Origin of the sequence: Pseudomonas sp. TWR2-1-1 (genome assembly GCF_049897045.1) — a bacterium.
GTDB lineage: Bacteria > Pseudomonadota > Gammaproteobacteria > Pseudomonadales > Pseudomonadaceae > Aquipseudomonas > Aquipseudomonas versuta.
Genome location: NZ_JAFCVM010000002.1, coordinates 254,135 through 276,637 on the forward strand (window position 1 = coordinate 254,135; position 22,503 = coordinate 276,637).

General features: G+C 57.9%; 19 protein-coding genes, 4 tRNA genes and 1 riboswitch. Of the genes, 1 reads left to right on the forward strand and 22 read right to left on the reverse strand.

Annotated elements, in window-relative coordinates:
- Positions 1–80 precede the first annotated feature (80 nt).
- The 9 genes from mgtE to ltaE all read right to left on the reverse strand — a co-directional run bounded on the left by mgtE (position 81) and on the right by ltaE (position 8,030).
- Positions 81–1,523: a magnesium transporter gene (gene mgtE, locus ACP7BO_RS06090; RefSeq protein ID WP_060694477.1), complete on the reverse strand. Its 1,443-nt coding sequence runs from the start codon at positions 1,521–1,523 to the stop codon at positions 81–83.
- 413 nt (positions 1,524–1,936) lie between these two features.
- A tRNA-Arg gene (locus ACP7BO_RS06095) sits at positions 1,937–2,013 on the reverse strand.
- A gap of 70 nt (positions 2,014–2,083) precedes the next feature.
- A tRNA-Arg gene (locus tag ACP7BO_RS06100) sits at positions 2,084–2,160 on the reverse strand.
- Between the two features lie 72 nt (positions 2,161–2,232).
- A tRNA-Arg gene (locus ACP7BO_RS06105) sits at positions 2,233–2,309 on the reverse strand.
- Between the two features lie 108 nt (positions 2,310–2,417).
- Positions 2,418–2,508, reverse strand: a tRNA-Ser gene (locus ACP7BO_RS06110).
- Between the two features lie 61 nt (positions 2,509–2,569).
- Entirely contained in the window at positions 2,570–2,758 is a 189-nt protein-coding gene (gene csrA / locus ACP7BO_RS06115; protein WP_003175645.1) for a carbon storage regulator CsrA, read from the reverse strand.
- A 187-nt stretch (positions 2,759–2,945) separates the two neighbouring features.
- Positions 2,946–4,181 (reverse strand): aspartate kinase, encoded by a 1,236-nt coding sequence (locus tag ACP7BO_RS06120; RefSeq protein WP_060694479.1) that lies wholly within the window; start codon positions 4,179–4,181, stop codon positions 2,946–2,948.
- Between the two features lie 79 nt (positions 4,182–4,260).
- Positions 4,261–6,879: an alanine--tRNA ligase gene (alaS, locus tag ACP7BO_RS06125; protein ID WP_397454522.1), complete on the reverse strand. Its 2,619-nt coding sequence runs from the start codon at positions 6,877–6,879 to the stop codon at positions 4,261–4,263.
- A 146-nt stretch (positions 6,880–7,025) separates the two neighbouring features.
- Positions 7,026–8,030 carry a low-specificity L-threonine aldolase gene (gene ltaE / locus ACP7BO_RS06130; RefSeq protein WP_397454523.1) on the reverse strand — a complete coding sequence of 335 codons (1,005 nt, stop codon included), beginning with the start codon at positions 8,028–8,030 and terminating at the stop codon, positions 7,026–7,028.
- Positions 8,031–8,246: 216 nt separating this feature from the next.
- Positions 8,247–8,417: riboswitch (FMN riboswitch) on the forward strand.
- A 130-nt stretch (positions 8,418–8,547) separates the two neighbouring features.
- Here ltaE and ACP7BO_RS06135 point away from each other — a divergent pair.
- On the forward strand, positions 8,548–9,042 hold the full coding sequence (locus ACP7BO_RS06135; RefSeq protein ID WP_397454524.1) for a 6,7-dimethyl-8-ribityllumazine synthase: 495 nt from the start codon (positions 8,548–8,550) through the stop codon (positions 9,040–9,042).
- A 91-nt stretch (positions 9,043–9,133) separates the two neighbouring features.
- Here ACP7BO_RS06135 and astE read toward each other — a convergent pair whose 3' ends face one another.
- The 13 genes from astE to ACP7BO_RS06200 all read right to left on the reverse strand — a co-directional run bounded on the left by astE (position 9,134) and on the right by ACP7BO_RS06200 (position 22,443).
- A complete protein-coding gene (gene astE / locus ACP7BO_RS06140) occupies positions 9,134–10,144 on the reverse strand; it encodes a succinylglutamate desuccinylase (protein ID WP_397454525.1) in 1,011 nt (336 codons plus the stop codon).
- Between the two features lie 14 nt (positions 10,145–10,158).
- On the reverse strand, positions 10,159–10,446 hold the full coding sequence (locus ACP7BO_RS06145) for a hypothetical protein (protein ID WP_003440880.1): 288 nt from the start codon (positions 10,444–10,446) through the stop codon (positions 10,159–10,161).
- 66 nt (positions 10,447–10,512) lie between these two features.
- Complete coding sequence (astB, locus tag ACP7BO_RS06150) at positions 10,513–11,859, reverse strand: N-succinylarginine dihydrolase (protein ID WP_060694486.1); 1,347 nt, start codon at positions 11,857–11,859, stop codon at positions 10,513–10,515.
- A gap of 83 nt (positions 11,860–11,942) precedes the next feature.
- A complete protein-coding gene (gene astD / locus ACP7BO_RS06155) occupies positions 11,943–13,412 on the reverse strand; it encodes a succinylglutamate-semialdehyde dehydrogenase (RefSeq protein WP_426209521.1) in 1,470 nt (489 codons plus the stop codon).
- Positions 13,409–14,446: an arginine N-succinyltransferase gene (astA, locus tag ACP7BO_RS06160; protein ID WP_426209135.1), complete on the reverse strand. Its 1,038-nt coding sequence runs from the start codon at positions 14,444–14,446 to the stop codon at positions 13,409–13,411. The genes astD and astA overlap by 4 nt, the downstream gene beginning before the upstream one ends.
- 54 nt (positions 14,447–14,500) lie before the next feature.
- Positions 14,501–15,520, reverse strand: a complete 1,020-nt coding sequence (gene aruF / locus ACP7BO_RS06165; RefSeq protein ID WP_060694493.1) for an arginine/ornithine succinyltransferase subunit alpha — start codon at positions 15,518–15,520, stop codon at positions 14,501–14,503.
- Between the two features lie 174 nt (positions 15,521–15,694).
- The gene (locus ACP7BO_RS06170) at positions 15,695–16,915 is read right to left on the reverse strand and encodes an aspartate aminotransferase family protein (RefSeq protein ID WP_426209137.1); all 1,221 of its coding nucleotides are present in this window, start codon (positions 16,913–16,915) and stop codon (positions 15,695–15,697) included.
- A 259-nt stretch (positions 16,916–17,174) separates the two neighbouring features.
- Complete coding sequence (gene argR, locus ACP7BO_RS06175; RefSeq protein ID WP_397454526.1) at positions 17,175–18,155, reverse strand: transcriptional regulator ArgR; 981 nt, start codon at positions 18,153–18,155, stop codon at positions 17,175–17,177.
- Positions 18,156–18,277: 122 nt separating this feature from the next.
- Positions 18,278–19,042, reverse strand: a complete 765-nt coding sequence (locus ACP7BO_RS06180; protein WP_060694501.1) for an ABC transporter ATP-binding protein — start codon at positions 19,040–19,042, stop codon at positions 18,278–18,280.
- A 23-nt stretch (positions 19,043–19,065) separates the two neighbouring features.
- Positions 19,066–20,178 carry a succinylglutamate desuccinylase/aspartoacylase family protein gene (locus ACP7BO_RS06185; RefSeq protein ID WP_426209140.1) on the reverse strand — a complete coding sequence of 371 codons (1,113 nt, stop codon included), beginning with the start codon at positions 20,176–20,178 and terminating at the stop codon, positions 19,066–19,068.
- Positions 20,179–20,181: 3 nt separating this feature from the next.
- A complete protein-coding gene (locus ACP7BO_RS06190; protein WP_060694506.1) occupies positions 20,182–20,880 on the reverse strand; it encodes an ABC transporter permease in 699 nt (232 codons plus the stop codon).
- A complete protein-coding gene (locus tag ACP7BO_RS06195) occupies positions 20,877–21,566 on the reverse strand; it encodes an ABC transporter permease (protein WP_060694509.1) in 690 nt (229 codons plus the stop codon). The genes ACP7BO_RS06190 and ACP7BO_RS06195 overlap by 4 nt, the downstream gene beginning before the upstream one ends.
- A 91-nt stretch (positions 21,567–21,657) precedes the next feature.
- Positions 21,658–22,443, reverse strand: a complete 786-nt coding sequence (locus tag ACP7BO_RS06200; protein WP_397454528.1) for an ABC transporter substrate-binding protein — start codon at positions 22,441–22,443, stop codon at positions 21,658–21,660.
- Between the last annotated feature and the right edge of the window lie 60 nt (positions 22,444–22,503).

Here is a 22,503-nt window from a genome sequence, read left to right on the forward strand (position 1 = left end):
CTGCGCTGGCTTTTTTATGGGCGCTATTCACGCCTGACATTCAAACGGCCTGATCAGACCGGGGTCCGATCAGGCAGCGGTCAAAGCAGGAAGATCGTTGCCAGCCCCAGGAAGATGAAGAACCCGCCACTGTCAGTCATGGCGGTGATCATCACGCTAGCCCCCATTGCCGGGTCTCTTCCCAGCCTGGCCAGCGTCATGGGGATCAACACTCCCATCAACGCTGCCAGTAACAGGTTGAGAGTCATGGCAGCCGTCATCACTACGCCCAGCGACCAGCTGCCATACAGCAGGTACGCCACGACACCTATCACCCCACCCCACACCAGGCCATTGATCAGGCCCACGGCAAGCTCTTTGCGCATCAAGCGCGAGGTGCTGCCGGTGTTGACCTGGTCAAGCGCCATGGCGCGCACAATCATGGTGATGGTCTGGTTACCGGAGTTGCCACCAATACCCGCAACGATAGGCATCAGTGCCGCCAGGGCTACCAGTTTTTCAATCGAGCCTTCAAACAGCCCTATCACCCGCGATGCAATAAATGCAGTCACCAGGTTGACCGCCAGCCAGGCCCAGCGGTTACGCAGGGATTTCCAGACTGAAGCGAAGATGTCTTCCTCTTCACGCAGACCGGCCATGTTGAGGACTTCGTTTTCGCTTTCTTCACGAATCAGATCGACCATTTCATCGATGGTCAAACGGCCGATCAGCTTGCCGTTCTTGTCGACAACAGGGGCTGAGATCAAGTCATAACGTTCAAACGCCTGAGCCGCATCGTAGGCATCTTCGTCCGGGTGAAAACTCACCGTGTCGCTGGCCATGACGTCAGCGACCTGCTTCTCAGGGTCGTTGACCAGCAAGCGCTTGATCGGCAATACGCCTTTGAGCACGCCGTCGTAATCAACTACAAACAGTTTATCGGTGTGCCCCGGCAACTCTTTGAGGCGGCGCAGATAGCGCAACACCACTTCAAGACTGACATCCTCACGGATTGTCACCATCTCGAAGTCCATCAGGGCGCCGACCTGGTCCTCGTTATAGGACAGTGCGGAGCGAACGCGCTCACGCTGCTGGCCATCCAGGGTCTCCATCAGCTCATGGATGACGTCTCGCGGCAGCTCTGGGGCCAGGTCAGCGAGTTCATCGGCATCCATCTCCTTGGCCGCAGCCAGGAGCTCGTGATCGTCCATGTCGGCGATCAGGGTTTCACGTACCGAATCCGAAACTTCAAGCAGGATGTCGCCGTCGCGATCAGCCTTGACCAGCTGCCAGACCGTAAGGCGATCGTTGAGCGGCAATGCTTCAAGGATGTAGGCAACGTCTGCAGAGTGCAGGTCTTCCAGCTTGCGCTGGAGCTCGACAAGGTTTTGCCGGTGGACCAGGTTTTCAACCCGGTCATGGTGATGGCCTTCCTGACGATGGGTCAGATCCTCGACCACACGCTGGCGGTTAAGCAGCTCAATCACTTGAGCGAGGCGGCTTTGCAGGCTGTCTTGCGTTTTCTTTACTTCAACTTCGGTCATAGGCGAACTCCACTCCCAGCAGCAGGGCACGCCGGAAGGATCAATCAGTCAATTCATGATTGGAAAAACGGGATGCTGAGTTTCTACTGGGTAAGTCCATGGAGGTCTTCCACAAGCCCCGGCGGGGCTGACGGGCGCAATCATACACGGCTTAAAAATTAATGACGCTAAAAATCTCGGAGATAACAATTGCTTGCGGCACACTGGCGAAACTGAATCTGCGACGCCGAATGATTCACACAGAACACATACTGCGGCAAATAATCATGAATCTTCAGTTTTTATCAGAGGGTCAGAGTAATCAGGAGAGAAGTCTGCAGCATGACAAGAGGTTGCGGCCGGCGGACGCATTTGAACATGACTCAAATCGCAGAAAGCAAAAAGCCCGCACAATGTGCAGGCTTTTTGGTGTTTGGTGCACTCGACAGGATTCGAACCTGTGACCGCTCGGTTCGTAGCCGAGTACTCTATCCAGCTGAGCTACGAGTGCAAGTTGTGTTTGTTAAACCAGACCACCCTGGTTGAAGCAAAGTTAACTGCCGAAGCAACTAACTCTTAAATGGTGCACTCGACAGGATTCGAACCTGTGACCGCTCGGTTCGTAGCCGAGTACTCTATCCAGCTGAGCTACGAGTGCAAGTTGTGTTTGTTAGACCAGACCACCGCTGGTTGAAGCAAAGTTAACTACCGAAGCAACTAACTCTTTAAATGGTGCACTCGACAGGATTCGAACCTGTGACCGCTCGGTTCGTAGCCGAGTACTCTATCCAGCTGAGCTACGAGTGCATTTGAAGCTGCGTATTATAGACCGTTGAATCTCTCTGCCAAGTACTTTTTTCAGTAATTTCAACAACTTACCGAAATGGCTAGATTCGAACGTGCTACTTGAATAAATGGCGGAGAAGGGGGGATTCGAACCCCCGACACCCTTTTGAGATGTACTCCCTTAGCAGGGGAGCGCCTTCGGCCACTCGGCCACCTCTCCGCAACACGGGGCGTATAATAACCAGCCTTTTCCCCGTATGCAACTAAAAACTTAAATAAAATTAGAGACTTGGTTCTTCATCCTTTTCTTTCTTGATCCGCAGGTAGATTTCCTCGCGGTGTACAGCCACTTCCTTGGGGGCATTCACACCAATTCGCACTTGGTTTCCTTTGACGCCGAGCACGGTCACAGTAATTTCGCCATCGCCTATGATCAGGCTTTCCGCACATCGGCGAGTCAAAATCAGCATACGTTTCTCCTCACGCTATTCATTTCAGGGACAACAGTCTGCAAAAAAAAAGGGCTTCGGCCTACTAGCTAATTAGCTATAGGCCGCCGCGCCTTTAGTATTGACCAACATGACGAAAGCAGCAGTCTTCGTTTATGCAAATCAAAAAAACAAAGGGCGCGGATCAACCGCGCCCTCGGGCAACGCTTTACTCACCCTGTCGGGCAGGAGCGTCCAGTTCAAAAGCGGTGTGCAACGCACGCACGGCCAGCTCCAGGTACTTCTCCTCGATCACTACCGAGACTTTGATCTCGGAAGTCGAGATCATCAGGATGTTGATGCTCTCCTTGGCCAGCGATTCAAACATGCGGCTGGCAACACCCGCGTGTGAGCGCATGCCAACACCGACAATCGACACCTTGGCAATCTTGGCATCGCCGACCACTTCACGCGCGCCAATTTCACGGGCCGTGTTTTCCAGCACCGTCTGAGCCGCAGTGAAGTCATTGCGATGAACGGTGAAGGTGAAGTCGGTGGTGTTATCGTGCGCCACGTTCTGCACGATCATGTCGACTTCAATGTTGGCCGCACTGATCGGGCCCAGGATCTTGAACGCAACGCCCGGAGTATCTGGCACGCCACGGATGGTCAGCTTGGCTTCATCGCGGTTGAAAGCGATGCCAGAAATGATCGGCTGTTCCATGGATTCCTCTTCATCAATAGTAATAAGGGTGCCAGGACCCTCTTTGAAGCTGTGCAATACGCGCAGCGGAACGTTGTACTTGCCTGCGAACTCGACCGCCCGGATCTGCAACACCTTGGAACCCAGGCTGGCCATTTCCAGCATTTCTTCGAAGGTGATCTTTTCCAGACGCTGAGCCTGCGCCACAACCCGCGGGTCTGTGGTGTAGACACCATCGACATCGGTGTAGATCTGGCACTCGTCCGCCTTCAAGGCTGCCGCCAGCGCCACACCAGTAGTGTCAGAGCCGCCACGGCCCAGCGTAGTGATGTTGCCGCTCTCATCCACGCCCTGGAAACCTGCGACCACAACCACGCGCCCGGCCTTGAGGTCGGCACGAATCTTCTGGTCGTCGATTTTCAGGATCCGGGCTTTAGTGTGCGAGCTGTCCGTAAGGATCCGCACCTGGCTGCCGGTGTAGGACACCGCTGGCACGCCGCGCTTGTTCAGCGCCATCGCCAGCAGACCTATTGTCACCTGCTCGCCCGTGGACAGGATCACATCCAGTTCACGCGGCAATGGCTGATCGCTGATTTGCTTGGCCAGTTCGATCAGGCGATTGGTCTCGCCGCTCATTGCAGACAGAACAATCACCAGATCATTGCCGGCTTCACGGAACTTCTTAACTTTCTCGGCGACCTGCTCGATTCTCTCGACAGAGCCGACCGAGGTGCCTCCGAATTTTTGTACGATCAAAGCCATTTCAAAGCAGCCTCAGCCCATAAAGGGCGCCCATTTATCATTCAAACCACGCGCCGTAGACGACGGCGCGTACTGGACCTCAGATACCTTGCTCGACAAATGGCACAGTCAGGGCCAGCGCGGCGTCCAGGGCTGCAGCATCAACACCGCCACCCTGCGCCATGTCCGGACGACCACCGCCCTTCCCGCCCACTGCCGCAGCGGCTTGCTTCATCAAATCACCGGCTTTGAGTTGGCCAGTCAGGTCCTTGGTTACGCCTGCAACCAGTACAACCTTGTCTTCATGAACACTGCCGAGCAGGATCACTGCACGGCCGAGCTTGTTCTTCAGCTGATCTACCAGCGCCAGAAGCGCCTTGCCATCCTGACCGTCCAGGCGGGCGGTCAACACTTTCACGCCTTTTACATCCACTGCAGACGACGACAGATCATCGCCGGCAGCACTTGCGGCCTTGGCCTGCAATTGTTCGAGTTGTTTTTCCAGCTGGCGATTGCGCTCCAGCACAGCCGACAGTTTGTCGACCAGGTTTTCACGCGAGCCCTTGATCAGGCTGGCGGCTTCCTTGAGCTGCTCTTCAGCGGCGTTCAGGTAAGCCAGTGCGGCTGCGCCGGTTACCGCCTCGATACGACGGATACCGGAGGCTACACCACCTTCACTGGTAATTTTCATCAGACCGATATCACCGGTGCGATTGGCGTGGATACCGCCACACAGCTCGACCGAGAAATCACCGCCCATGCTCAGCACGCGCACGTTGTCGCCGTATTTCTCGCCAAACAGCGCCATGGCGCCTTTTTGCTTGGCGGTGTCGATGTCGGTTTCTTCAGTCTCGACCGGGGTGTTCTTGCGAATCTCGGCGTTGACGATATCTTCCAGCGCCTTGATTTGCTCAGGCTTGATCGATTCAAAATGGCTGAAGTCAAAGCGCATGCGCTGACTGTCAACCAGCGAGCCCTTCTGCTGAACGTGCTCGCCCAGTACCTGGCGCAAAGCAGCGTGCAACAAGTGGGTGGCCGAGTGGTTCAGCGCCGTGGCGTGACGAACTTCAGCGTCGACCTGGGCTTCAACGGTTTCGCCGACCTTCAGGCCGCCCGCTGCAACCACACCGTGATGCAGGAACGCGCCGCCGGTTTTAGTGGTGTCGCGCACGTCAAAACGGGCAGTGCCCGCCTGCAGATAACCGCAGTCGCCGACCTGACCGCCAGATTCGGCGTAGAACGGGGTTTGATCGAGAACAACCACGCCCTCATCACCTTCATTCAGGCTGGCAACAGACTGGCCATCCTTATAGAGGGCAACTACCTTGGCCGGGCTGTGGGTGGCGCTGTAGCCGATGAACTCGGTCGGCACGTCGACTTTGACCAGGGTGTTGTAGTCCAGGCCGAACGAACTGGCCGAACGTGCACGCACGCGCTGGGCTTCCATCTCGCGCTCGAAGCCTTCTTCGTCAACGGTCAGGTTACGCTCACGGGCGATGTCGGCCGTCAGGTCCATCGGGAAGCCGTAGGTGTCATAGAGCTTGAACACTACGTCGCCCGGCACCACGGTGCCTTTGAGGTCAGCCAGATCCAGTTCAAGGATTTTCAGCCCCTGCTCCAGGGTCTTGGAGAACTGCTCTTCTTCGGCTTTGAGCACGCGCTCGATGTTGGCCTGCTCACGCACCAGCTCCGGGAAGCTTGCGCCCATCTCGGCAACCAGCGCCGCGACGATCTTGTAGAAGAAGTTGCCGGTAGCACCCAGCTTGTTGCCGTGGCGGCACGCGCGACGAATGATACGGCGCAGCACATAGCCGCGGCCTTCATTGGAAGGCAGCACGCCATCAGCGATCAGGAAGCTGCACGAGCGAATGTGGTCAGCCACCACTTTGAGCGACGCCTGACCTTCATTGGCACAGCCAATCGCTTCGCCAGCAGCTTTCAAAAGGCTCTGGAACAGGTCAATGTCGTAGTTGGAGTTGACGTGCTGCATCACCGCACTGATCCGCTCCAGGCCCATGCCGGTGTCTACCGACGGCGCAGGCAACGGATGCAACACGCCATCGGCGGTGCGGTTGAACTGCATGAACACGTTGTTCCAGATTTCGATGTAACGGTCACCGTCTTCATCCGGCGAGCCCGGTGGGCCACCCCAGATTTCAGGGCCGTGATCGTAGAAAATTTCGGTGCACGGGCCGCACGGGCCGGTATCACCCATGGTCCAGAAGTTGTCCGAAGCGTACGGAGCACCCTTGTTGTCGCCGATGCGGATCATGCGCTCGGCGGGTACGCCGACGTCTTTGGTCCAGATGTCATAGGCTTCGTCATCGCTGGCGTAGACCGTCACCCAGAGCTTGTCTTTAGGCAGTTTCAAGACACCGGTCAGGAACGTCCAGGCGAAATTGATCGCGTCTTTCTTGAAATAGTCGCCAAAGCTGAAGTTGCCCAGCATTTCGAAAAAAGTGTGGTGACGGGCGGTGTAGCCGACGTTTTCCAGGTCACTGTTCTTGCCACCGGCACGCACGCATTTCTGGCTGCTGGTAGCTCGGGTGTAAGCCCGTTTTTCCTGACCCAGGAAACAGTCCTTGAACTGGTTCATCCCCGCGTTGGTGAACAGCAGGGTCGGATCGTTGTTCGGGACCAAGGAGCTGGACGGGACACGGGTGTGACCTTGCTCCTCGAAGAAGCGAAGGAAGGCTTCACGGATTTCTGCGCTTTTCATAGGTTCTTCCACGGAGGCTGCGGCCAGAGGCAAGTCAATCACGTCCATCGACAGTGCGACTCGCAAAGGGCCGCATTATATCGGCCCTTCGCCTTGGGTACAGCGTGTTTATACGATAGGCGCAGGCAATTGGACGGCCTGCACACTCATTGTTGGTTAAATTCGGTTAAAACCGAGATTACCTGCTCAATCTGCTGGCGACTGACATCCATGTGCGTGACCATTCGCAGACGCGGTGCGGCACTCAGTTTGATACCACGTTCGCCGGCAAATATCTTGAGCGCTTGCGCCCGCTCACCCAGTTGCGCATAAACCATGTTGGTCTGGACCGGCTCAACCTCATAGCCGCCAGCACGCAAGCCCTCGGCCAGCAACTGGGCGTGGTCATGGTCATCCGCCAGGCGTTCGACCTGGTGGTCCAGCGCGTACAGGCCCGCAGCCGCCAGCTGTCCGGCCTGACGCATGCCGCCACCGACCATTTTGCGCAAACGCCGAGCCCTGCCAATAAAGTCCGCAGCACCGCACAACACCGAGCCCACTGGAGCGCCCAGCCCTTTGGATAGACATACCGAGACCGAATCGAAATGCCGGGTGATGTCGCCCGCATCCACCCCCAGTTTGACTGCAGCGTTGTACAGCCGCGCGCCATCAAGGTGCAGCCCCAGCCCGTGCTCACGGGTCAGGCGACTGGCTGCGGCCAGGTACTCCAGTGGCAGGACCTTGCCTTGCATGGTGTTTTCCAGCGCCAGCAAGCGGGTGCGGGCGAAATGAAAGTCGTCAGGCTTGATCGCCGCGGCGACCTGATCCAGGTCCAGCGAACCGTCCGCCTGCACCTCCAGCGGCTGCGGTTGAATGGAACCCAATACCGCCGCACCGCCGCCCTCATATTTGTAGGTGTGGGCCTGCTGCCCGACGATGTATTCCTCGCCACGTCCGCAATGGGCCATCAATGCCAGCAAGTTGCTCATGGTCCCGGTAGGTACAAACAACGCTTCGGCAAAGCCCAGACGCACGGCCAGCTCCGACTCCAGCTTGTTCACCATTGGATCTTCGCCATACACATCGTCGCCCAACGGCGCATTTGCCATGGCTTCGCGCATACCGCTGCTGGGTAGGGTCACTGTGTCACTACGAAGATCGATATCAGTCATTGAACAAGCCTCGGCAATGGGGAGTCAGCACCGGATGCTAATCGCGGACTTCCCTTTCGAACAAGTGGACTGCGCACCGTATCGCTCATATTCAAGCAGTTACATCACCATCGACCGCTAAAACCATCCGGGAATTTGATGGCTATTAGCAAAAAGCAGCGATGCATCCTTGAAACATATGTGATACAAAATGTCCGCCGCCAGAAACACTGGTGGCAACGTTCTCAGGGCGGGGTGCAACTCCCCACCGGCGGTAATTGCGCGCAATGCGCATAGCCCGCGAGCGCTTGGCAGGTCCTAAGGTTTCGGCTGGAGGGCGGTCAAGGTCAGCAGACCCGGTGTGATCCCGGGGCCGACGGTCATAGTCCGGATGAAGAGAGAACGGGATTGGCGCCAAAGGGCCGTCAACCAGGCGCGATTGTGTTGCTGCTGATAGCCGTACATGATTCGCTTGAACGTACCCTTAAATCCCATTCGATTCATATGCCCTGTTTTTCACACAAACAGGAGTCAGAACATGCAACCCACCGCAATTCACCACAACGAGCGCGTAGCGTTTATCCAGGCCTCCTGGCACAAAGAGATCGTCGACCAGAGCCGTAAAGGTTTCCTGGCCGAAATGCTGGTGCAGGGTTATCAGGAAAGCGACATCGATTTCTTTGAAGTCGGCGGTGCGTTTGAAATCCCGCTGCACGCCAAACTGCTGGCCAAGACTGGCCGCTATGCCGGTATCGTCGGCGCAGCACTGGTTGTCGACGGCGGCATTTATCGCCACGATTTCGTCGCCCAGTCAGTGGTCAGCGGCCTGATGCAGGTTCAACTGGAAACCGAAGTTCCGGTCTTCTCGGTCAGCCTCACCCCGCATCACTTCCACGCAGGCGAGGAGCATCAGAAGTTCTTCTTCGACCACTTCGTGCACAAAGGCCAGGAAGCTGCAAAAACCTGCGTCGATACCCTGCAGAAAATTCGCGCTATCAAGCGTATGGATAACCAGCAAAAACGCGCGGTGTAATTCAGGGTAATAGCGATGATTGCTAACGATGGCGCCGTGCGGGTAAACACGGCGCCATCGAGAGCATCGCGAGACAAGCTCGCTCCTACAGCTAAACGAGCACCGCCGCTTTCGCCGGCTCGATGATCATTGCGGCCCGCAAACCATTCTTCACCTTTGGATTGGGGAAGATGATACGCGCACCCTCCTCTTCGACGATCCAGCGTGTCTTGGCTGTGTCTTGCGCCAGCAAATAGCCCTTGGACAACTCGCAGAAATTCTCGACATCCACCGGCAAATGCAAGACGAACGCATCACTGTGCTTGATCACTTCGCGGGCCACGCTGAACAGCTGCAGGCCTTCGAGCGAAGCATCAGCCAGCGGCGGTTCGGTGCCCTCGATGATCTGCTTCAAACGCAGCTCAAGACGCTCGACGTTAACCCCGCCGTTTTGCCCGAAAGGTCGGGCCTTGCCCAACTCGAGGGTAAACGCCTCGGCGCCCAGCTGATCGTAGGTGTAGGCACTGAATACGATTGAAGGCTTGTTCTGCAGCAGCACCGCCTCCATGCCGGCAGCGCGCAGGCGGGCCAGCTCGTCACGCGAATGCACACGACCTTCTTTATAGGGGTAAAGCGCAAACTGCTCGATCTTCGAACCGCGAATGGCGGTGTGCAGATCGTAGTGAAGGCGAGTACGTTCGGGGAGGCTGAAAAATGTTTCGGCCAGATGTTCAAGCTCGCACGCGCGCAGGGCCTCGGGGCCGCTGCTGTTTTCGTGACGACCGTTGAACAGCCGGTTCAGATCCTCTTCGACAAACCGCGCGCCGGTGCGCATGGCGCCAGGGTTGCCAAACAGGAACAGGATTCGGGCCCGAGGCTTGATGTCGCCGCGGGCAATGTCATTCAACAGGCGATCGAGCAGCTCAATCGGCGCTGTTTCATTACCGTGGATACCGGCCGACAACAGCAGATCCATACCGTTATCGCGACCTTGCGCAGGGCGCACTTCAAGTGCGCCCTCGGCCAGCCAGCGCATCCGCACGCCGTCGACAGTCAGTTGAGTCTTCTCGGCCGGTTCACGTCCGGCCAGGGTCAGTTCAAGCAGTTTGCCGAGGGCGAGCATAAAACATCCTTTTATCAGTGGTTACAGTCCGGACCGTGTACGTGACCGTCTTCATCATCGCCCAGGTCTGCCGGTTCCATTTCCAGTTGCAGACTTACGAGGTTAGTTGCCAATGGACGCAGCAACAGGTTGGCGTATTCGGCATCGCCCTCTTCAACGTCCACACCGATCAGCAACTGGCCACGGCCGTCTTGCTGAATCCACAGCTCTTTGCCCTGCCACATGACCGCGACGCGGGTGCAGGAGGTTTCCAGCTGGGTGCCGTCGGTATCTTCAAGGATCAGCTTCAGGGTATCGGTCATTATTCAGCTCTCATTTGCAGGTGACGTTGCGCGCCCGAGGCGAAAAAACCGCAGGCACACACGTGTTCAATTGATCTGGAAGGGGTAAACCGCGCCCAGTTTAAGGATTTGCGTCAGTTCATCCAGTGCCGTACGGCATTCAAGCAACAATTGCGGGTCTGCCAGATCGCTTTCACGCAAGGCATCGCGGTAGTGCTTGCTTACCCAGCGGGTCAGCGTGTCGTACAGACCGGGGGTCATGATAACCCCTGGGTTGACGGCCGCCAGCTCAGTTTCATTAAGGGCAACCCGCAGCCGCAGGCACGCCGGGCCGCCACCGTTCTGCATGCTTTGCTTGAGGTCAAACACCTTGACCTCGCGAATCGGCCCGCCCGCGGCCGTCAGCCCTTGCAGGTACTGCCAAACGCGGGGGTTGCTGCGGCACTCTTCGGGCACGATCAACAACATCGAGCCGTCAGCGCGACTGAGCAGCTGGCTGTTGAACAGATAAGAGCGCACCGCATCCTCTACTGCCACCTGATCACGGGGCACGCTGATCGACTGGAAGTTGCCACCGCGGGCCGCCAGTTTGCCGTGCAGTTCGGCCAGCATCTGTTCGGTGTTGAGGAACGCATCCTGGTGATGGAACAACAACTCGCCATTGCCCACTGCGATCACGTCGTTGTGAAACACCCCTTGATCGATCACCGACGGGTTTTGCTGGGCAAACACAACGCCCTCTTCGCTCAAGCCGTGCAGACGCGCCACGGCTTGCGAAGCTTCGAGGGTCTGGCGGGCCGGGTATTTTTGCGGCGCCGGGTAGCGGCTATCGAACGCACTGCGCCCGTATACAAAAAACTCCACCCCCGCCTCGCCATACTCCCGGCAAAACCGCGTGTGGTTGGCGGCCCCTTCATCGCCGAATTGAGCAACCGCCGGCAACGCCGCGTGGTGCGCAAAATGCTGCTGATCGGCAAACATCGCCCCCAGCACACGGCTGGTGGTCGGATGCTCGATGCTGCGATGGAATTTGCAGTTGAGGTTCGCGGCGGTGAAGTGCACCCGGCCGTCTGCCGTATCAGCGCTCGGGCTGACCGTGGCCGCGTTGGCCACCCACATGCTCGACGCCGAGCAACTGGCGACCAGCAATGGCATCGCTTCCTTGGCGGCACGCTGGATGACCTGCGCATCGGTGCCGCTAAAACCCAGGCTGCGCAAAGCGCCGACATCAGGACGTTCTTGAGGCGCCAGCACACCTTGGACAAAGCCCATGTCCATCAGCGCTTTCATTTTTTCCAGACCCTGCAGCGCGGCTTCCTTGGGATTGGAGGCCTGCTGACTGTTGCTCTGGGAAGCGACGTTGCCAAACGACAGGCCGCCATAGTTATGGGTCGGCCCCACCAAACCGTCAAAATTGACTTCAAAGGACTTCATCAGCGAGGCTCCGGCAAACGGTTGTAATAGGCATGAATCAAAATTCTGGGGCTAACTGGCCAGCTCCCGCAGGAATTGACGCTTCAGGACATTCGCACGCCTGGAGTCAACGCCGCCGGCAACGCCAGGGTCGGTGTCTCCAGGGAGGCAACCGGGTACGCGCAATAGTCAGCGGCGTAGTAGGCACTGGCGCGATGGTTGCCCGATGCTCCGATACCGCCAAACGGTGCACTGCTGGCTGCGCCTGTCAGCTGCTTGTTCCAGTTCACGATCCCGGCCCGGCTTTGCAGCCAGAACTGCTGATAACGCGCTTGGGAGTCAGACAACAGGCCTGCAGCCAGACCGAACGCGGTGTTGTTGGCCTCGGCAATCGCTGCGTCGAAATCGGTGTAACGAATCACTTGCAGCAGCGGCCCGAACAACTCTTCATCGGATCGGTCACTGACCTCTGTGACGTCAATGATGCCCGGGGTCAACAACGCGGCATTGGTGTTCGGCTGAGTCATTTCCAGCAGCGCCACAGCGCCTGAACCCAGCAATACTTCCTGAGCATCCATCAGGGCCCGGGCAGCACCCAAGGAGATGACCGAACCCATGAACGGTGCCGGCTGCTGATCAAAAGCACCCACTTCAATGCTCTGGCTGACCTCAACCAGACGCGTCAACAGGCTGTCACCCCATGCACCTTGCGGTACCAGCAAGCGCCGGGCGCAAGTGCAACGCTGCCCGGCCGAGATAAAGGCCGACTGAATGATGGTGTACACCGCAGCGTCAAGATCGGCCACCTGATCGACCACCAGCGGGTTATTGCCGCCCATTTCCAGGGCCAGGATCTTGTCCGGACGACCGGCGAACTGCTGATGCAGCGCGTTGCCGGTGCGACTCGAGCCAGTGAAGAACAAACCGTCTATGCCCGTATGGGCCGCCAGGGCGATACCGGTTTCGCGCGCGCCCTGCAGCAGGTTCAACACACCCGCCGGCAAGCCGGCTTCGATCCAGCACTTGACCGTCAGTTCGGCAACCGCGGGCGTCAGCTCGCTGGGTTTGAACACCACGCTGTTACCGGCCAGCAAAGCCGGAACGATATGCCCGTTCGGCAAATGGCCCGGGAAGTTATACGGACCAAATACCGCTACCACTCCGTGCGGCTTGTGGCGCAGCACGGCGGTAGCATCGCCCAGCGGGCCGCTCTTCTCACCCGTACGCTCGCGATAGCTTTGTACCGAGATTGCCACCTTGTTGATCATGCTGGTGACTTCGGTGGCCGACTCCCACAGGGGTTTGCCGGTCTCCTCACCGATGCAGCGCGCCAGTTCATCGGCGTGACTCTTGAGGCTGGCAGCGAACGCTTCGAGTACGCTCAGGCGCTCCTCGAAAGAACGCGTGGCCCAGGCCGGGAAGGCCTCGCGCGCAGCCTTCACTGCAGCATCGACTTGCCCAGCATTGGCACCCTTACCTGCCCACAACACCTGCTGGGTGACCGGGTCCAGCGATTCAAATGCTTCGCCCTGCCCGTTCTGCCAGGCGCCTGCGATATACAACGTGCTCATTATTTCGACTCCCGTGGGGCCACTGGTTGGGCCGACAACGCAACCGCGCGGACTTGATCGCCAGCAGTCAGTTGCAAGCGTCTGGCGGTCAATTGATCGACCACCAGCGTGCCTGCGGCCAGACGCGCCGGTGCCGCCGTAATACGACACTCTTCGCGCTTGCGGTTGTGGATCAGGTAAGGCGTGGCATCGTCACCCGGGGTGCCGATGGCCAGCACCAGTGCTTCACTGTCGCGTACAGCGCGGATCTTGCTGGTTTCGCACTCAACCGCCGGGCCTGCGTCGAAAATGTCGACGTAACCCTGGTAGCTGAAACCCTCGCTTTTAAGCATGTTCAATGCAGGTTCAGTGTGGGTATGCACTTTACCGATCACGGCGCGGGCATCTTCAGACAGGAAGCAGGTGTAGACCGGAAACTTGGGCATCAACTCGGCAATAAAGGCCTTGTTGCCGACGCCGGTCAGGTAGTCGGCCTGGCTGAACTCCATTTTGAAGAAGTGCCGGCCCAGGCTTTCCCAGAACGGCGAGCGGCCCGCTTCGTCGGACATGCCACGCATTTCGGCAATGATCTTGTTGCCGAACAGCTCAGGAAATTCGGCGATAAACAGCATCCGCGCCTTGGCCAGCATGCGGCCGTTGAGGCCGGTACGGTAATCGGCACTGAGGAACAGGGAGCACAGTTCAGAGTTGCCGGTCAGATCGTTGGCCAGAAACAGGGTCGGGATTTCACGATAAATACTCAGCTCCTGGGAGGCGCTGACTGTCAGCCCCACCCGGAAGTTGTACCAGGGTTCGCGCAGACCTACAGCGCCGGCAATGGCAGAAATGCCGACCACCTTGCCTTCGTCGTTTTCGAGCACAAACAGGTAGTCCGCATCACCACGCCCGGCTTCGCCACGGAAGGTTTTTTCAGCCCAGGTGACACGGTGCAACAGGCGTTCTTCATTGGCCGGCAAGGTCGTCAGGCCGGTGCCAGTGCTGCGGGCCAACTCAATCAGGGCCGGTAAATCGCTATTGCGTACAGGACGAACGATCATGCTATCTCCTCAGACGGGGCTCGCTGACGAACCCCGCGAAACTCGCTAAACGCGTTAAACCGCCACCACTCGTACGCTGGCACCTTCGCCAACACCGAGTGCTTCGGCCGCTTCCAGATCCAGCATGACCGGCTTGCCCGGTGCCCAGTCGAGCTCCAGCAATACCGCGCGGTAATCCTGCAACTGGGCGTTGGCCACCAGATACTGACGACCGCCGCCTTTGACTGGCGCCCCGATCTTGACCGGTACAACACGGCTCTGAGCAATCGAGCGAATGCCCGAAACCCGCGCATGCAGGGTCGGGCCGCCGTCGAAAATATCGATGTAGTGATCGGTCTCAAAACCTTCGCGCATCAGGATGTCGAAGGTAATCTGCGCCCGCGGATGCACTTGCCCCATCGCCTCTTGCGCGGTGTCAGGCAGCAATGGCACGTAAATCGGGTAATGCGGCATCAGTTCAGCAAGGAAAGTACGGCTTTTGAGCCCGCACAGGCGCTCGGCGGCGGCGTAGTTCAAGTCGAAGAAGTTGCGGCCAATGGCGTCCCAGAACGGCGAGTCGCCGTTTTCATCGCTGTAACCGACGATCTCGGTGACCACCGAATCGGCAAAGCGCTCAGGGTGATTGGCCACAAACAGCAGGCGTCCGCGGGAGTTGAGCTCGGACCAGGCCGAACCCACCCATTCAGGAAGCACATAGAAGCTGGTCAGCAGGCTATTGCCGGTCAGGTCATGGCACTGCGACAACACGTGAATCTTGTTGTGAATCTTCAGCTCGCGGGAGGCATGAACGAAGGTCTCGTTACGAAAGCTGTAGAACGGCTCTGAGTAGCCAGCCGATGCCACGATGGCCGAGCAGCCCACCAGCTTGCCGGTAGCGGTATCTTCGAGAACGAAGAAATAGCTCTCCTCACCATTGAAGCTGACTTCAGCGGCAAATGAAGTTTCAGAGGCAGCGATCTTGTCGCGCAGACGTTCGATATCGTCCGGCAGTGAAGTGACACCAATCGGGCTGTCCGCAGCCAGACGCTGTACCTCGCCCAGATCAGCCATTTGCGCAGGGCGCATCACCAGCATGGTGTCACTCCTTAATCCTTGAACAACACAGAAGAAATTACCGAACCTGCCCCCTGTAGGAGCGAGCTTTGTGGGAACACGATGAAAAGCTCGCGAGCAAGCTCGCTCCTACAGGGGTTACGGTTCAGCATATAAAAGAGTCAACGCCTGAAAAATCAGGCGTTGAAATCACGATCAGGCTTGCGTCAGCTTTTGTACGGCGCGCTCGAAGCGGTTCAGACCTTCTTCAATATCGGCCTCTTCAACCACCAGGCTCGGGGCGAAACGCACCACGTCCGGACCCGCCTGCAAAATCATCAGATTTTCTTTCTCGCAGGCGTTGAAGATGTCTTTAGCCTTGCCTTTCCAGGCATCGCTCAGGACACAACCAATCAACAGGCCCATGCCACGTACTTGCGTGAATATGCCGTATTGCTGGCCAATTTTTTCAAGGCGGGTTTTGAACTGGTCGTGTTTGGTCTTCACACCGTTCAACACTTCAGGGGTGTTGATCACGTCGATGACCGCATTGCCCACCGCGCACGCCAGCGGGTTGCCGCCGTAAGTAGTGCCGTGAGTACCGACAACCAGATGCTTGGCCAATGCTTCAGTGGTCAGCATGGCAGCGATCGGGAAACCGCCGCCCAGGCTCTTGGCGCTGGTCAGGATGTCGGGGGTCACGCCGTAGTGCATGTAGGCAAACAACTCGCCGGTACGGCCCATGCCGGTTTGCACTTCGTCAAACACCAGCAACGCATTGTGCTGATCGCACAGTTCGCGCGCGCCTTGCAGGTAAGCCTGCTCGGCCGGGAGCACGCCGCCTTCACCTTGAATCGGCTCCAGCACAACAGCGCAGGTCCTGTCCGAAATAGCCGCTTTCAAAGCGTCCAGATCGTTGAACGGGACATGGGTGATGCCGGTGATTTTCGGCCCGAAGCCGTCGGAGTACTTCGACTGGCCACCCACGTTTACGGTGAACAGCGTGCGCCCGTGAAAGCTGTTGAGCGCAGCGATGATTTCGTATTTTTCGGGGCCAAAACGGTCATGCGCAACACGACGGGCCAGCTTGAAAGCGGCCTCGTTGGCTTCTGCGCCGGAGTTGCAGAAGAACACCCGCTCAGCGAATGTCGAATCCACCAGTTTTTTGGCCAGACGCAAGGCCGGCTCGTTGGTGAACACATTGGATACGTGCCAAAGGGCGTTCGCCTGTTCAGTCAACGCGCCGACCAGTGCCGGGTGTGCATGACCCAGAACGTTAACGGCGATGCCGCCTGCGAAGTCGATCAGTTCTCGGCCCGCCTGATCCCAAACCCGGGAACCGGCACCGCGCACAGGAATAAAGGCAGCAGGTGCGTAGTTAGGAACCATGACCTGGTCGAAATCGGCGCGTTGCACCGGGGCTTGCTCAACGGACATCGGAGTCTCCTGAAGAGGATCGCCTGCCTAAACTGGCAAGCGATGGGGGGATTGTAAGGACACGCGGAGGGCAAGCCTTGTCGCCAAGCGACAACTTCTTACAGCGTCCAACCACGATTTTTCAAGGCTTGCGGCAATGCGACATATTCCGTCACAAAGGCGCAGTTTAAACGCTGGGCCGTATTTTCGGCAGCACCAACACGCTGTGACTAATCGTCATGGTGCGTGATGCCCTCAGGCAAATCGAAGCTGCTGGATTTCAGCCACGCTCGGCTGGTGCCGATGACAACTCAAACGGGCTGCTGCTGCGACGCTGATTGCGATCTTCCCGAGGCGTTGCGCCAAAGAAGTTGCGATAGGCGCTGGAGAAATGCGGCCCCGATGAAAAACCGCACGACAGGCCGATCTGGATAATCGACTTGCTGGTTTGCATCAGCATTTGACGGGCCTTGTTCAAACGCAACTCCAGGTAATACTGGCTCGGAACGCGATTGAGGTACTGCTTGAAAATCCGCTCCAGTTGCCGGCGAGACACGCACACGTGCTGGGCAATCTCGTCTGTGGTCAGCGGCTCTTCAATATTGGCTTCCATCAGCAACACGGCCTGAGTCAACTTGGGATGGCTCGACCCCAGGCGGTTTTGCAGAGGAATGCGCTGGCGCTCGCCGCCTTCACGAATGCGCTCTACTACCAGCTCCTCGGAGACCGCGCCCGCCAGCTCGGCGCCATGGTCACGGGCCAATACTGCAAGCAACAAGTCCAGCACCGACAAGCCGCCACAGGCACTCAGGCGATCGCGGTCCCAGTCAAACAAATGGCTGGTGGCAATCACTTTAGGGAAGCGCTCGGCAAAGTCATCCTGCCAGCGCCAGTGCACAGCCGCACGATAACCGTCGAGCAAACCTATTTGCGCCAGTGGATACACCCCGGCGGACAGACCACCAATCACACAGCCCGCGCGCACCAATTGCTTGAGCGCGCTGCTCAGGGCCGGCGCGATGGTGGTCGGCGGTTCGTCCGCCAGCAAAAACAGCTTTTGGCAGCCTTCCAGCTTGCCGGTCCATGGTTCACCGGGCAGCTGCCAGGCGCCTTCGACCGCAGGTTCCGCCTGCAAAAACAGCAACTCGTAAACAACATCAGGATGCACGCGCTGAGCAACACGCAACGCTTCCTCAGCCAGCGCCAGAGTCAAGGCTTTGGTACTGGGCCAAATGAGGAAACCAATTCGATGGGCGGTCATAGCGTGCTATCCGGAACGAAAACAGGAGAAAAACCAAATGCGCCAACACCCAGCCTGGGCCAGCTGCGCGAGACGCGGAGCATGACCTATTTTGGTGCACAGAGGCAGTCTTAAAGCTGCAGTTATTTCAGGCTGCCTGACAGGAACTGCTGCAAACGCTCGCATTGCGGGTTTACCAGTACTTCACGCGGATCACCGCTTTCTTCAACGATGCCTTTGTGCAGAAACACCAGCTGGTTGGACACTTCACGGGCAAAGCCCATTTCGTGGGTCACCACAACCATAGTCCGCCCTTCGAGAGCCAGATCCTGCATCACTTTCAGTACATCGCCCACCAGCTCAGGGTCGAGGGCTGAAGTCGGCTCGTCAAACAGCATGACTTCAGGCTCCATCGCCAGCGCCCGGGCAATGGCCACGCGCTGCTGTTCGCCACCGGACATGTGCCCCGGGTAGGCATCCTTGCGATGGGACACGCCCACTTTGTTCAGGTAATGCTCGGCCTTTTCCCGCGCTTGGGCCTTGGACATGCCCAGCACATGCACCGGCGCTTCCATGATGTTTTCCAGCGCAGTCATGTGCGACCACAGATTGAAATGCTGAAACACCATCGACAGGCGCGAACGCATGCGTTGCAGTTGCTTGGGGTCAGCGGCCTTGAGCGCGCCGTCCTTGTTGGCAATCAGCTTGAGTTCTTCGCCATTGAGCAGGATTTTGCCCGCATGCGGCTGCTCAAGCAGGTTGATGCAACGCAAAAAAGTACTTTTCCCGGAACCACTGGAACCGATGATGCTGATCACATCGCCTGCCTTGGCGGCCAGCGAAACGCCTTTTAGCACTTCGTGACTGCCATAGCGTTTATGCAGGTCTTGGACTTCAAGCTTGTACATGTTGTCGGTTCTCACAAAAACAGTCAGTCGTTGAGCAAGCGCCCGTGACGCAGAGGCTCACGCCCTGCCACTTTAGCCAGCCAGAAACCGGGTTGGGCATAACGCAGTCGCTCAACGGCAAATAACACGCCGGCCGTGCCCGCGCATACCGTACTGACCCGGTCAGATAAAGGATCAATCACTTCAAACAGCGGCTCGCCGGCTTCAACCCAGGCGCCCGCCGGGCGTAAAAAACTCACCACACCGGGGTGCGGTGCATACAACAGCTCGGTGCCTTCAAACGGCATGCCTTCGCAGGCCTCGTGCTGCGCAGCTGGCCAGTCGCCCGTAATCAGGCCCTGCTCGGCCAGGAATGCCAGGATACCTTCTGCATAAGCCTCGGCCTGCGGACGCCCGGTGTCGGACTGCCCGCCCAACTCCAGGGTGGTCGCCATACAGGCCAGGGGAATCTGCGCATCGGCGAACTGACGCTGCAAGCGTAGCCACGGTAACGAACAGGCCTCATCGAACGAGCTGCCGCCCGAGTCTTCGGCCAATAATCCAACCCTCATGTTCAGGTGCGCGGCCAGCGAGCGCCACTGCGGCCAATGCTGAGGCAGGGCGTACATGTGCAATGCCGCTTCGGCATCGCAATGCAGATCAAGCACGATGTCCGCATTACAGGCATGGCTCAACAGCACCCGCTGCATGCCCTGCAACTGGCTTGTAGCCGGTGGCAATTGCTCCAGCACATCCAGCATCACCTGACGGATCAGCCGGATATTGGCATGGGGGTCGTCACCCAGTTGCCCTTGCAGCGCAGCAACCACAGGCGCGCTCAACTCAGTGAAATCACGGTTGAAGTTCTTGCCGCTGCCGGACTCAAAACGCCCCTGATGGTTGCCTTGCAGCAACTGGCCCAAGCCCAGCGGGTTGGCCACAGGTACCAGTTCGATCACGCCGTTCAGGGCGCCCCTGGCTTCAAGTTCCACCAGGCGTTTTTTCAGTTCCCAGGCGCAGCGCATGCCCGGTAACTCATCGGCATGCAGGCTGGCCTGAATATAGGCTTTACGCTCGCCAGTGCCGAAACGAAACACCGTTAACTGGCGTTCGGTTCCCAGGCTGCTCCACGGCAGTACATGATCGATGCGTTCCATGGGTCAGGCCTTGCGCGGGGCCATGTAGCCCAGCCAGCGGCGCTCGGCCAGTTTGAACAGGCGCACCAGAATGAACGTCAGGCACAGGTAGAACACACCGGCGGTGATATAGGCCTCAAACGGCAGGTAGTACTGCGCGTTGACGGTCCGTGCGGCCCCCGTGATGTCGATCAGGGTCACGATGGAGGCCAGACTGGTGGTCTGCAACATCATGATCACTTCGTTGCTGTACTGCGGCAGCGCCCGGCGCATGGCCGACGGCAGCAGGATACGGCGATACATTTTGTAGCGCGACATGCCCATGGCCTTGGCCGCTTCGATCTCGCCATTGGGTGTGGCCTTGAGGCTACCGGCAATGATTTCAGCGGTGTAGGCGCTGGTGTTGATGGCAAACGCCAGACACGCACAGAAGGTCGCACTGGACAGCAGCGGCCACAGGAAGCTGTCACGCACTGATTCGAACTGAGCCAGGCCGTAGTAGATCAAAAACAGCTGAACCAGCATCGGCGTGCCGCGAATCACATAGGTGTACAGCCAGGCCGGGAAGTTGACCCAGGAACTCTTGGAGACCCGCATCAACCCCAGCGGTATGGCCACCAGCAAACCGAAAAACAGCGAGATACCCAGCAGCTTCAGGGTTTCAAGCAGCCCGCTCAGGTACAGCGGCATGCTGTCCCAAATGACGTTGTAGTCGAAGATCATAGATCAGCCGCCCTTACGCCTACCGAGTAGCGCTTCTCAAGTTGTCGCAACGCCAGCAGCGAAACACTGGTCAGCACCAGGTACATCGCGGCCACGGCCAAAAAGAAAGTAAAGGGTTCGCGGGTGGCATCCGCCGCCTGCTTGGCCTTGAACATCATGTCTTGCAAGCCGACCACCGAAATCAGGGCAGTCGCCTTGGTCAGTACCAGCCAGTTATTGGTGAAGCCCGGAATCGCCAGGCGGATCATCTGCGGCACCAATACCCGGAAAAACACCTGAAAACTGCTCATGCCATACGCCATGCCCGCTTCGGCCTGACCTTTGGGGATGGCCATAAAGGCACCGCGAAAGGTCTCGGACAGGTACGCACCAAAGATGAAGCCCAGGGTGCCAATACCCGCAGCCAATGGGTTCAAGTCAATGTAATCGTCATGACCCAGCATCGGCGCAACGTTGTTCAGCAAATTCTGACCGCCATAAAAAATCAGCAGGATCAACACCAGATCGGGTATCCCGCGGATAACCGTCGAATACAAATCGCCCAACCAGGCCAGCCAGCGCACCGGCGACAGGCGCAAGGAAACACCGATCAGACCTAGAACAATGGCCAGGGCCATGGACGACAAGGCGAGCTGAAGCGTCAGCCAAGCGCCATCGAGGATGACAGCCCCGTAGCCTTTCAACATGATTCAGGTCCTCGAAAATTAGGATGAAAAAATGGCGCAAACTTCAGAGATCCTGTTGCTTGCGCCATTTCGGACTTACCGCTGCGACGGTTTACTTGGCTTCTGGGCCGTAAATATCGAAGTCGAAGTATTTGTCCTGGATTTGCTTGTATTTACCGTTGTCACGAATAGCCGTGATCGCGGTGTTGATTTTGTCTTTCAGCTCTTTGTCGCCCTTGCGCACCGCGATACCCACGCCGTCACCAAAGTATTTGACGTCGGTGAATTGCGGACCGACGAAGGCATAGCCTTTGCCAGCCGGGGTTTTCAGGAAACCGTCATTGAGCAGCGTGGCGTCGGCAACGGTGCCATCAAGGCGACCGGCTTCAACGTCAAGGTAGATTTCGTTTTGCGAGCTGTAAGGCACGATGGTTGCGCCTTTGGGTGCGAACACTTCCTTGGCGAAACGGTCGTGAATCGAACCGCGCTGCACGCCGATTTTCTTGCCCTTGAGCTCGTCAAGACTGTCGCTGACCACAGCGCCGTCCTTCATCACCAGACGCGCCGGAGTGAGGTAGTACTTGTTGGTGAAGTCGACAGACTTTTGGCGGTCTTCGGTAATCGACATCGAGGACAGGATGGCATCGATCTTGCGCACTTTAAGTGCCGGAATCAGGCCGTCGAATTCTTGCTCGACCCACACACATTTGACCTGCATCTGCTCGCACAGAGCATTACCGATGTCATAGTCAAAACCTACGATGCTGCCGTCCGGCGCCTTGGAGGCAAACGGAGGATAAGCGGCTTCAATACCGATTTTCAGCGGTTTTTGATCAGCGAAAGCCTGCAGGGACAGCACGGACAGTGCCAGGGCGCCAAGAAGCACGAGTTTCTTCATCTTAGGACTCCATCGGTAAAGGGCAATAAATGCAGAATGAGCGTTAGCCCAAGATGCGGA